Below are 11,204 nucleotides of genomic sequence, written 5' to 3'. Positions count from 1 at the left end.
GACGCCATCGCCACCTGGGCGCGCATGACGTACGGCTGGATGGGCCGGTCGCCCGACTACAAGGCCTCCTTCCTCGGCACCCTGCATGCCAACAAGGAGCTGTACTCCCCGTTCCAGGACAACGCAGAACGCTGGTACAAGGAATCGCAGGAGAAGGTCCTGTACTGGAACCACGCGATCATCAACCCGCCGGTGGACCGGCAGCTCCCGCCCGACGAGGTCGGCGACGTGTTCATGAAGGTGGAGAAGGAGACCGACGCCGGCCTCATCGTCTCCGGCGCCAAGGTCGTGGCCACCGGCTCGGCCATCACCAACTACAACTTCATCGCCCACTACGGCCTGCCGATCAAGAAGAAGGAATTCGCCCTGATCTGCACCGTCCCGATGGACGCGCCGGGCGTGAAGCTGATCTGCCGGTCCTCGTTCACCCAGAACGCGGCCGTGATGGGCACCCCGTTCGACTACCCGCTGTCGAGCCGCATGGACGAGAACGACACCATCTTCATCTTCGACAAGGTGCTGGTGCCGTGGGAGAACGTCTTCATGTACGGCGACGTCGAGAAGATCAACGGCTTTTTCCCGCAGTCCGGATTCCTCCCCCGCTTCACGTTCCAGGGCTGCACCCGTCTCGCCGTGAAACTCGACTTCATCGCCGGCATGCTGATGAAGGCACTCGACGCCACCGGCGCGGGCGGGTTCCGCGGCGTGCAGACCCGCGTCGGTGAGGTCATCGGCTGGCGAAACCTGTTCTGGTCACTCACCGAATCGATGGCACGCAACCCCGAGCCCTGGATCGGCGACACCGTCATCCCGAAGCTCGAATACGGGCTGACGTACCGCATGTTCATGATCCAGGGCTACCCGCGAATCAAGGAGATCATCGAACAGGACGTCGCGTCCGGCCTGATCTACCTCCCCTCGAGCGCCCGCGACTTCAAGAGCCCCGACGTCCGGCCGTACCTCGACAAGTACGTCCGCGGCTCCGACGGCATGACCGCCGTCGAACGCGTCAAGATCATGAAGGCACTGTGGGATTCGATCGGCAGCGAGTTCGGTGGCCGCCACGAACTCTACGAGCGCAACTACTCCGGCAACCACGAAAACGTCAAGGCGGAACTGCTGTTCGCCGCCGAGAACCGTGGCGACGTCGCCTCCATGAAGGGCTTCGCCGAGCAGTGCCTGTCCGAATACGACCTCGACGGCTGGACGGTCCCCGACCTCATCGGCAACGACGACGTCTCGTACTTCGGCAACAAGTAACCGCACACCCGCGCAATCCCCGTCAGAAGCGAATCAGCTCTGACGGGGATTTGCCGTACCTGCGGCGGTACGCGGCGGAGAACCGGCCCGCGTGGGTAAACCCCCACCGGGCAGCGACTTCGGAGACCGTGACACCGGGTTCCAGCGCCCTCAGGTCGGCGTCGGCGCGACTCAGACGGATGTCGAGGAGGCATTCCGACGGGCTGCGCCCGACATACTCGCGAAACCCTTCCTGCAACCGGCGGACGCTGGTGCCCGCCAACTCGGCCATGTCGGCTGCCGTCCAGGCGCGGGCCGGGTCGTCGTTGAGTCCGTCGAGCACTCGCTTGACGATTCGCGGTCGGGGCGCGCCCCCGCGCACCTCCTCGACGGGCGTGACGGCGAGGACGAAGGCCGACGTGATCGCGCCGGCGAGCTGCGGGCCGACCACCGGGTTGGCGAGGAGGTCGGCCGGCTCCCGCAGTTGCGCGGTCAATGAGCGCACCAGACGAAACCAGCTGTGTCCCGGGGCCTCGGTGAGATCGATCTGCGACGGTAGGTGCAGCCCGGGCCGCAGGTCGGAGCCGAGGATCCGGTCAGCCTCCTGCTCGAGGTAGGCGCTGTCGAATTTGACGCCGAGCACCGAGCAGTCGCCACTCCACCGGGTGATCAGGGTCGGCTCGTCCGCCCGGAAGACCGTGGCCTGACCGGGCCGCGACAGCACCGTGTCGCCCTGCGAACAGGACTCCAGCGAACCGGACAGCGGAATGTTGATCTCGTACGCATCCGGATAGTCGCACTCGATCGACACGTCGGCACCCCAGCCCAGCCTCCCGAGAGTGACGGGGCCGAGGTCAACGGTCCGCATCGACAGCTTCATCGCTCCGTTCGGCGACAAGTCGGTCAACGTGTGGGGAAAGTACGCACCGGCCACCGCCCTCGACGCCGCATCCCAGTCCTGGGTTTCGGTGATCGTCGATGCCATCGTCATGCACCTGCCTCACTGAAGAATCGTTCCGACCTCATTGAAACCGTGTCGTCACGCCCAGTCGAGGATAATTGAGACCGCGATCACAAGTAGTCGCGCAGATGGTCCAGAGACCGCGCAGAGTGGCTAGACCACCCTCCTGCGACGGCCTACCTTCTTCCTCACCCCGCTCACACAACGAAAGTTGTTTCCGAGCAGTTGCTTTGAATGAGGAGATTCAGATGACCGCCACCCTGTCTTGGATCGACGAGATCACGATGACGGAACTCGAGCGCAACCCGTACCCCGTCTACGAGCGGCTGCGCGCCGAGGCGCCGCTGGCCTACGTCCCGGTCCTCGGTTCGTTCGTCGCGACCACCGCCGACCTGTGCCGCACCATCGCCAACAGCCCCGACTTCGAGGGGATCATCACCAAGGCCGGCGGCCGCACGTTCGGTCACCCGGCGGTGATCGGCGTCAACGGCGAGATCCACCGCGACCTCCGCTCGATGGTCGACCCCGCACTGCAACCGTCGGAGGTGGACCGCTGGGTCGACGGACTCGTCCGCCCCATCGCGCGGCGCTACGTGGAGCAGTTCGAGAACGACGGCAAGGCCGATCTGGTCTCGCAGTACTGCGAACCCGTCAGCGTGCGCGCACTCGGTGATCTACTGGGGCTGAACGACGTCAGCTCGGACACGTTGCGTGACTGGTTCCACCGACTGTCGAACTCCTTCACCAATGCCGGAGTGGACGCGAACGGCGACTTCACGAACCCGGAGGGATTCGTGCAAGGCGACGAGGCCAAGGCAGAGATCCGGGCCGTCGTCGATCCGCTCATCGACAAGTGGACCGTCGAACCCGACGACAGCGCCATCTCGCACTGGCTGCACGACGGCATGCCCGAAGGACAAGTCCGCGACCGCGAGTACATCTACCCCACGCTCTTCGTCTACCTGCTGGGCGCGATGCAGGAACCCGGGCACGGAATGGCATCGACACTCGTGGGCCTGTTCACCCGCCCCGAGCAGCTCGAGGCCGTCATCGACGAGCCCGCCCTGATTCCGCGGGCGATATCCGAGGGAATGCGCTGGACCTCCCCGATCTGGTCGGCGACCGCCCGCATCAGCACCAAGGACGTCACGCTCGGGGACGTGTTCCTCCCCGAGGGATCCGTGGTCCTGTTGTCCTACGGTTCGGCCAACCACGACACCGCCGTCTACGACGCGCCCACCGACTACGACATGACGCGTCCCCCGCTCCCCCACCTGGCGTTCGGTTCCGGCAACCACGCGTGCGCAGGCATCTACTTCGCCAATCACGTCTGCCGCATCGGCTTGGAGGAGTTGTTCGAGGCGATCCCGAACCTCGAACGTGACTCCGGCGCGGACGTCGAGTTCTGGGGCTGGGGTTTCCGCGGCCCGACCGCCCTCCGGACCACGTGGGAGGTATAGCCGTGACCTTCACCGTCTCGGTCGCTGCCGACAGGGTGGAATGCCGCCCCGACCAGCCGATACTCGACGCTTTCCTCCGGGGCAGCGTGTGGATGCCGAACTCGTGCAACCAGGGCACGTGCGGTACGTGCAAGCTGCGGGTCGTATCGGGGTCGGTCGACCACGGCCGCTCGCCCGAGAACACGCTGACCCGGGCCGAGCGCGAGCAGGGATTCGCCCTGGCCTGCCAGGCCACTCCGTGCGGTGACACCGTGGTGGAACGCCTGGACACGGCGCCGGCGGGCACCGTCCACGCCCTGCGGGACCTCGTCGGCACCGTGAGCGCGATCGAGGACGTCGCCCGCGACACGCGGCGGGTTCTCGTCACGCTCGACAGCCCGCTCGAATTCTCCGCGGGGCAGTACGTCGAACTGCGAGTACCCGGCACCGACCACGGCCGCCAGTACTCGATGGCGAACACGCCGGGCGAGTCGAAACAACTCGAGTTCCACATCCGCAGGCAGCCAGGCGGAGTCGCGACGGACGGTTGGGTCTTCGGCTCGCTGTCCGTCGGCGAACGCGTCGAAATGGCGGGGCCGCTCGGCGACTTCCGTCTCGATCCGGACGACGAGGGGCCGATGGTCCTGCTCGGCGGCGGAACCGGGCTCGCCCCGCTGAAATCCATGGCCCACCAGGCACTCACGGCCACACCGGAACGCGTTATCCACCTGTATCACGGCGTGCGCGAGGAGTCCGACCTCTACGATGTCGACCTGTTCCAGGAGTGGGAGCGGGCGTACCCGGGCTTCCGGTACGTGCCGTGTCTGAGCGACCAGTCGTGGTCCGGGCGGTCCGGTTACGTCACGGACGCGTTCGTGGAGGACTTCGATACCTGTCGCGGATACTCCGGGTACCTGTGCGGGCCGCCCGCGATGGTCGACGCCGGCGTCAAGGCATTCAAGCGCCGGCGTATGGCTCCGCGACGCATCTTCCGGGAGAAGTTCACGCCAGCCGTGTGAAGTCGGCCCGCGTGCGCACGCCGAGGCCCTCCGAGCCTCGGCGTACGCATGCCGAACACGTCCTAGTCAGTACTCGGTAAATGCCTAGTGTGATGCAGCGCACAGGCTGCAAGAGTGGAATCCATTGCCGGACCCGGGCGCCCTCGCAGGGCGCAAGCCCCCCGGAGATCTTGGAGGATCCCATGACTGAAACCCTGTACACAGCGCCGTCCGACGACGTGCGCGCCAAGCTGGCCGACGCACTGATCGAAGACGCAGAAACCGGCCGCTACCAGGTGCGACGCAGCGTCTTCACGGACGAGGACCTGTTCGAACTCGAGATGAAGCACATCTTCGAGGGCAACTGGATCTACCTGGCCCACGAGAGCCAGATCCCGAACGTCGGCGACTACTTCACCACGTACATGGGCCGCCAGCCGATCGTGATCTCCCGCAACAAGGAGGGTGAGCTCAACGCCCTGGTGAACGCGTGCAGCCACCGCGGCGCCATGCTCTGCCGGCGCAAGACGGACAACCGGACCACGTTCACCTGCCCGTTCCACGGCTGGACGTTCAACAATTCGGGCAAGCTCCTCAAGGTCAAGGACCCGCGTGAGGCCGGCTACCCGGAACAGTTCAACAAGGACGGCTCCCACGACCTCACCAAGGTCGCGCGGTTCGAGAACTACCGCGGATTCCTGTTCGGCAGCCTCAACGCCGACGTCCCGCCGCTCGAGGAACACCTCGGTGACACCACGAAGATCATCGACATGATCGTCGACCAGTCGTCCGACGGCCTCGAGGTGCTGCGCGGCGCGTCCACCTACACCTATGACGGCAACTGGAAGCTGCAGACCGAGAACGGCGCCGACGGCTACCACGTGTCCGCCACCCACTGGAACTACGCCGCGACCACGTCGCGTCGGGAGTCCGGCGAGTCCACCAACGCCACGAAGGCGATGGACGCCGGCAAGTGGTCGAAGCAGCAGGGCGGGTACTACTCGTTCGACAACGGTCACCTGCTGCTGTGGACCAAGTGGGCGGACCCCGCCAACCGTCCCCTCAACGAGCGTCGCGACGAACTCGTCGCCGAGTACGGGGAGGATCGCGCCGACTGGATGATCGGCGTGTCCCGCAACCTGTGCCTGTACCCGAACGTGTACCTGATGGACCAGTTCGGTTCGCAGATCCGCCATTTCCGTCCGATCTCCGTCGACAAGACCGAGGTCACCATCTACTGCATCGCCCCCAAGGGTGAGAGCCGCACGGCACGTGCCGCCCGCATCCGCCAGTACGAGGACTTCTTCAACGCCACCGGCATGGCCACGCCGGACGATCTCGAGGAGTTCCGCTCCTGCCAGAAGACGTACCAGGCCGGCGCCGCACCGTTCAACGACCTCAGCCGCGGTGTCACCCACCAACTCCAGGGCCCCGACGAGGGTGCGAAGAAGATCGGCATCAACCCCATCTCCAGTGGTGTGAAGACCGAGGACGAGGGCCTCTACCCGATCCAGCACGGCTACTGGGTGCAAGCGCTCACCAAGGCGCTCGACGCCGACGTTGCCGCGAACAACCGCTGAGGGAGACGAGAAACATGACCGCAGTAGCCGAAAGCACTGTCACCCAGCACGACATCGAGCAGTTCCTCTACCGTGAGGCCCGCTACCTCGACGACCGCGAGTTCGAGAAGTGGATCGAGTGCTATCACCCCGACTCCGAGTTCTGGATGCCGGCGTGGGCCGACGACGGTGAACTGACCACCGACCCGATGACCGAGATCTCCCTGATCTACTACGCCAACCGTGGTGGCATCGAGGACCGGGTGTTCCGCATCAAGACCGACCGGTCGAGCGCGACGAGCCTTCCGGAACCCCGCACCGGTCACAACATCTCGAACGTCGAGATCACCGACCGTCGCGGCGAAGTCGTAGATGTCCGGTTCAACTGGTTCACGCTCTACTTCCGGTACAACACGGTCGACACGTACTTCGGGAATTCGTTCTACACCATCGACTTCTCCGGTGAGCAGCCTCTGATCCTGAAGAAGAAGGTCGTGCTCAAGAACGACTACATCCACCACGTGGTCGACATCTACCACATCTGATTTCTTCCCCATTCTTCGCGAATCGAGCTGTTTTCCATGACTTTCCAAGTTGCACTGAGTTTCGAGGACGGGATCACCCGCTTCATCAAGTGTGACGGCGACGAGACGGTCGCCGACGCGTCCTACCGCGCGCGCATCAACATTCCCCTCGACTGTCGAGACGGGGCGTGCGGCACCTGCAAGTCGCTCTGCGAATCCGGCACGTACGACGGCGGCGACTACATCGAGGAAGCGCTCACCGACGAAGAGGCGGGGCAGGGCTACTGCCTTCCGTGCCAGATGATGCCGGAAAGCGATCTGGTGCTGCAGATCCCGACGACGTCCGACGTCGCGAAGACCGCCGCAGGCACGTTCACCTCGACGGTCACGGAGATCCGCAAGTTCTCCGACACCACCATCGGGTTCACGATCGAGATCGCGAACCGGGACGACCTGGTCTTCCTCCCCGGCCAGTACGTGAACATCACCGTTCCCGGGACCGAAGCGACGCGCTCGTACTCGTTCAGCACCGGACCCACGTCGAAGGAACTGTCGTTCCTGGTCAAGATCACCGACGGTGGCCTGATGTCGGAGTACCTGCGTAGCCGCGCACAGGTCGGCGACACGCTCGAGTTCACCGGCCCGATGGGAAGCTTCTTCCTCCGCGAGCAGAAGCGTCGCGCCCTGCTGCTGGCCGGTGGCACCGGGCTGGCCCCGCTGCTGTCGATCCTCGACAAGATGCGCACCGACGCCGCCGACCACCCCGTGCACCTGGTCTACGGTGTCTCGTCCGACGCGGACCTGGTGGAACTGGACAAGCTCGAGGCGTACACGAAGTTCCTGCCCCAGTTCACGTTCGACTACTGCGTGTCCGACCCGGCGAGCAGTGCACCGAACAAGGGATACGTGACCGGCCTGTTCGAGCCCGCACACCTGAACGACGGCGACGTGGACGTGTACCTGTGCGGTCCGCCTCCCATGGTCGAGGCGGTGCGCGACCACCTGAAGTCGGAGGGCGTCACGCCGGCGAACTTCTACTTCGAGAAGTTCAACAACGCGGCGACACCGAGTGGGTCCGAGGCGTCCGCACCGCCGGCGGCCGACGCAGTCGAGGCGGCCCCCGAGTACGAGATCGGCGAGGAACACCAGCCGCTGTCCGAGTCGGACGCGCAGTTCGACGCCCGCATGGCGCTCGAACTCGGTGCAATGGAACTGACCATCGGCCGGATGACGAAGGAACAGCTGTCCGAGTACCGGATCCTCGCCGAGACCTCGTGCGAATCGATCGAGAACGACCACTTCACGGATGCCGGCGCCTTTACCGACACCAACGCCGCATTCCACGAATTCCTGTTCCGGTGCACCGCCAACGACGTGCTCCTCGAGGCGTACAACCGCCTGGAGGTCACGCAGCTCATGACGAAGGTGCTCCGCACCGCGGACTGGGTGGACGAGCACATCCAGCACGACCACCTCGACATCGTCTCCGCCTTCGAGAAGGGTGACCGGGCCGCCGCCCACGACCTGATCGTCAGCCACAGCGCGCACGCCAAGGCCACCATGTGCCGCGCCATCGAGAGGAGTGCCGTCGCATGAGTGGACTCGTCACTCCGCACCGCTTCGACGGCAAGGTCGTCGCGGTCACCGGCGCAGCGCAGGGCATCGGCCTGACGGTCGCGACCCGACTCGCGGCCGAGGGTGCGTCGCTGATCCTGATCGACCGCGCCGAACTCGTCCACGACGTCGCGAAGGGGTTGCGCGAGAACGGCACCGACGCGCACAGCATCACCGCCGATCTGGAACAGTTCACCGACGCAGAGACGGCGATCGACGAGGCGCGGCAGCAGCACGGCCGGCTCGACGTGCTGATCAACAACGTCGGCGGCACCATCTGGGCCAAGCCGTACGAGCACTACACCGCCGAGCAGATCCAGGCGGAGGTGCAGCGGTCGTTGTTCCCGACCCTGTGGACGTGCCGCGCCGTCCTCCCTCACCTCATCGCGCAGGAGTCGGGCACCATCGTCAACGTGTCCTCGGTGGCCACGCGGGGTGTCAACCGCGTGCCCTACGCGGCGTCGAAGGGCGGGGTCAACGCCCTGACCGCGTCCCTCGCTCTCGAAGCCGCACAGTACGGAATCCGCGTGGTGGCCACCGCACCCGGCGGCACCGAGGCGCCCGCTCGCCGCGTTCCCCGCGGCCCCGGCGCGGAGACCGATCAGGAGAAGGCCTGGTACCAGCAGATCGTCGACCAGACCGTCGACTCGTCCCTGCTGAAGCGGTACGGAACGCTGGACGAGCAGGCCGCGGCCATCGTCTTCCTGGCCTCCGACGAGGCCACCTACATCACCGGGACGGTACTGCCCGTCGCCGGTGGCGACCTCGGCTAGCTGCCCACAGATCTCGACCGCCTCATCGGCGGGGCGCATTGCATCGTCTCGCCGATGGGGCATTTCTTTGGTCGAATTCGATTGTGACACAGCACACTTACGAGTTCGTCCCGGTTCCCCGTCACACCCACCGAGCGGAGATCACCATGAACCCATCCACCACCCCCGACACCTGGGCGAGTCCGAGACACCGCAGTGCCGTCACGTGGGTCGTCGCGATCGCCACGATCGCGATCATCTTCGACGGCTACGACCTCGTCGTGTACGGCACCATCCTCCCGACGTTGATGAACGATCCCGGTCAACTCGGCGAGATCTCCGCGCAGCAGGCCGGTGCACTGGGCTCGTACGCGCTCGTCGGTGTCATGGTGGGCGCACTCACCGCCGGCGCCGTGGGCGACTACCTGGGCCGGCGGCGGATGATGCTCGTCAACATCGCGTGGTTCTCCATCGGAATGGGACTCGCCGCGTTGGCCACCAACGTCACCATGTTCGGCCTGCTGCGATTCTTCACCGGTATCGGGGTCGGTGGCCTCGTCGCCACCGCCGGTGCGATGGTGGCGGAGTTCGCACCTCCCGGAAAGCGGAACCTGTACAACGCGATCGTCTACAGCGGCGTCCCCGCCGGCGGGGTGCTCGCGTCCCTCCTCGCCATCGTCCTGCGCGACACGATCGGCTGGCGCGGCCTCTTCTGGATCGGCGCACTGCCCATCGTGATCCTGCTGCCGCTGGCGCTCGTGAAACTGCCCGAGTCACCGAAGTGGCTCGTCGCCCGCGGCCACGAGGACAAGGCCCGCCGCATCTCCGAACGCACGGGCATCCCGATGCCCGGCGCCGACGAGATCGCCGCGGAACGGGCCTCGGTCGAGAAGGTCGGCTTCGCCGCACTCGCGACACGCCGTTATGCCTGGGGCACTGCGCTTCTCGGAATGATGAGCTTCTCCGGGCTCCTGCTCACGTACGGACTCAACACGTGGCTTCCGAAGATCATGGAGGACGCCGGTTTCAACGCGAAGGGTTCGCTGTCGTTCCTGCTCGTCCTCAACGGCGGCGCGATCCTCGGCGGCCTGATCGCCTCCAAGGTCGCCGACGGCATCGGACCGCAACGCGTCGTCGCCACGACATTCGGTCTCGCCGCACTCGCCCTGATCCTCCTGACGCTCGGCTTCCCGCTGCCGGTGCTCCTCGCGTCCGTCGCGGTCGCCGGAGTCGGCACCATCGGCACCCAGGTCCTGATCTACGGCTTCGTCTCCAACTACTACTCGACGTCCGCACGCGGCGCCGGAGTGGCGTGGTGCGCCGGATTCGGCCGGCTGGGCGGGATCTTCGGCCCACTGATCGGTGGAGCACTGATCAGCGCCGGCATCAGCAGCCAGGTGGCGTTCTACGTCTTCGCGGGCATCGCCGTCCTGGGCGGGATCGTGACGTTCTTCGTTCCGCGCGCACGGGTCACCCGCGCCGAGGTGGCGGGCACCGGCGAAGCCGCCTACTCCACCGTCCAGGTGTCGTGACCGGTCAGCAGGCGCTGCAGCGAGCCGTCGTCGACCGGGTCCTTCTCCCGCGCGATCTCGTTCTGCAGGCGCACCATGTCGTCGTACGTGTCCCGCGTGACGCTGCGGAACACACCGGTCACGGTGTGGGTGAGGTCCTGGTCCGAGAGCCTCGACAGTGCGTACGCGTAGTCGGGGTCGTCGGTGTGGGCGTCGTGCACGACGATGTCGTCCCGGTCGACGTCTGCGGTCGCGACCACCTTCAGACCGAAACCCGATCGGACGACGCAGAATTCGCCCGCTCCGCCGAAGACGATCGGCTCGCCGTGGGTCAGCGGGATGAGGCGCTGCTCCGAACCCTCCTTGCGTAGGACGTCGAACGAGCCGTCGTTGAAGATCGGGCAGTCCTGGTAGATCTCCACGAACGACGTGCCGCGGTGCGCCGCCGCCTGCCGCAGCACCTCCGTCAGCCCCTTGCGGTCCGAGTCCATGGCTCGGGCCGCGAAGGTCGCCTCGGCTCCCAGCGCGAGGGAGAGCGTGTTGAACGGGTGGTCCACCGAACCCAGCGGCGTCGACTTGGTGACCTTGCCGACCTCCGAGGTCGGCG

Annotated in this window: 9 protein-coding genes and 1 pseudogene; 8 read left to right on the top strand and 2 right to left on the bottom strand. The window is 66.0% G+C overall.

Annotated features, from left to right (window positions below; translation table 11 throughout):
- Window positions 1-1,260: 4-hydroxyphenylacetate 3-hydroxylase family protein (locus AZG88_RS28965; RefSeq protein WP_061699861.1), on the top strand; the 1,260-nt coding region annotated here is incomplete at its 5' end.
- A 22-nt stretch (window positions 1,261-1,282) separates the two neighbouring features.
- Here AZG88_RS28965 and AZG88_RS28960 read toward each other — a convergent pair.
- Window positions 1,283-2,230, bottom strand: a complete 948-nt coding sequence (locus AZG88_RS28960; protein ID WP_005251377.1) for an AraC family transcriptional regulator — start codon at window positions 2,228-2,230, stop codon at window positions 1,283-1,285.
- A gap of 218 nt (window positions 2,231-2,448) precedes the next feature.
- Here AZG88_RS28960 and AZG88_RS28955 point away from each other — a divergent pair, with 218 nt between their 5' ends.
- The 7 genes from AZG88_RS28955 (at window position 2,449) to AZG88_RS28925 (ending at window position 10,618) form a co-directional block, all read left to right on the top strand.
- A complete protein-coding gene (locus AZG88_RS28955) occupies window positions 2,449-3,660 on the top strand; it encodes a cytochrome P450 (protein WP_005251375.1) in 1,212 nt (403 codons plus the stop codon).
- A gap of 2 nt (window positions 3,661-3,662) precedes the next feature.
- Window positions 3,663-4,658: a 2Fe-2S iron-sulfur cluster-binding protein gene (locus tag AZG88_RS28950; RefSeq protein ID WP_061041963.1), complete on the top strand. Its 996-nt coding sequence runs from the start codon at window positions 3,663-3,665 to the stop codon at window positions 4,656-4,658.
- A 182-nt stretch (window positions 4,659-4,840) separates the two neighbouring features.
- The gene (gene benA / locus AZG88_RS28945; protein ID WP_061699859.1) at window positions 4,841-6,217 is read left to right on the top strand and encodes a benzoate 1,2-dioxygenase large subunit; all 1,377 of its coding nucleotides are present in this window, start codon (window positions 4,841-4,843) and stop codon (window positions 6,215-6,217) included.
- 14 nt (window positions 6,218-6,231) lie between these two features.
- Window positions 6,232-6,741, top strand: a complete 510-nt coding sequence (benB, locus tag AZG88_RS28940; protein WP_005251370.1) for a benzoate 1,2-dioxygenase small subunit — start codon at window positions 6,232-6,234, stop codon at window positions 6,739-6,741.
- Window positions 6,742-6,777: 36 nt separating this feature from the next.
- The gene (benC, locus tag AZG88_RS28935; protein ID WP_061699858.1) at window positions 6,778-8,316 is read left to right on the top strand and encodes a benzoate 1,2-dioxygenase electron transfer component BenC; all 1,539 of its coding nucleotides are present in this window, start codon (window positions 6,778-6,780) and stop codon (window positions 8,314-8,316) included.
- The gene (locus AZG88_RS28930; protein ID WP_005251366.1) at window positions 8,313-9,107 is read left to right on the top strand and encodes a 1,6-dihydroxycyclohexa-2,4-diene-1-carboxylate dehydrogenase; all 795 of its coding nucleotides are present in this window, start codon (window positions 8,313-8,315) and stop codon (window positions 9,105-9,107) included. Before benC ends, AZG88_RS28930 begins: the two co-directional genes overlap by 4 nt.
- Before the next feature lie 146 nt (window positions 9,108-9,253).
- Window positions 9,254-10,618 (top strand): MFS transporter, encoded by a 1,365-nt coding sequence (locus AZG88_RS28925; RefSeq protein ID WP_061699860.1) that lies wholly within the window; start codon window positions 9,254-9,256, stop codon window positions 10,616-10,618.
- On the opposite strand, the pseudogene AZG88_RS28920 reads toward AZG88_RS28925, so the two are convergent.
- A pseudogene (locus tag AZG88_RS28920) lies at window positions 10,594-11,204 on the bottom strand (2-oxoacid:ferredoxin oxidoreductase subunit beta); the annotation flags it as partial. The gene AZG88_RS28925 and the pseudogene AZG88_RS28920 overlap by 25 nt on opposite strands.

The organism is Rhodococcus sp. LB1 (assembly GCF_001583455.1).
GTDB classification, from domain to species: domain Bacteria; phylum Actinomycetota; class Actinomycetes; order Mycobacteriales; family Mycobacteriaceae; genus Rhodococcus_F; species Rhodococcus_F opacus.
The sequence above is the reverse complement of the archived record's forward strand: the minus strand, read 5'-3'. Positions and strand labels throughout refer to the sequence as shown.

Coding starts and splice junctions, on each gene's coding strand:
- AZG88_RS28955 (WP_005251375.1), top strand. CDS start 2,449: ATGACCGCCACCCTGTCTTGGATCGACGAGATCACGATGACGGAACTC.
- AZG88_RS28930 (WP_005251366.1), top strand. CDS start 8,313: ATGAGTGGACTCGTCACTCCGCACCGCTTCGACGGCAAGGTCGTCGCG.
- benB (WP_005251370.1), top strand. CDS start 6,232: ATGACCGCAGTAGCCGAAAGCACTGTCACCCAGCACGACATCGAGCAG.
- benC (WP_061699858.1), top strand. CDS start 6,778: ATGACTTTCCAAGTTGCACTGAGTTTCGAGGACGGGATCACCCGCTTC.
- benA (WP_061699859.1), top strand. CDS start 4,841: ATGACTGAAACCCTGTACACAGCGCCGTCCGACGACGTGCGCGCCAAG.
- AZG88_RS28925 (WP_061699860.1), top strand. CDS start 9,254: ATGAACCCATCCACCACCCCCGACACCTGGGCGAGTCCGAGACACCGC.
- AZG88_RS28960 (WP_005251377.1), bottom strand. CDS start 2,230: ATGACGATGGCATCGACGATCACCGAAACCCAGGACTGGGATGCGGCG.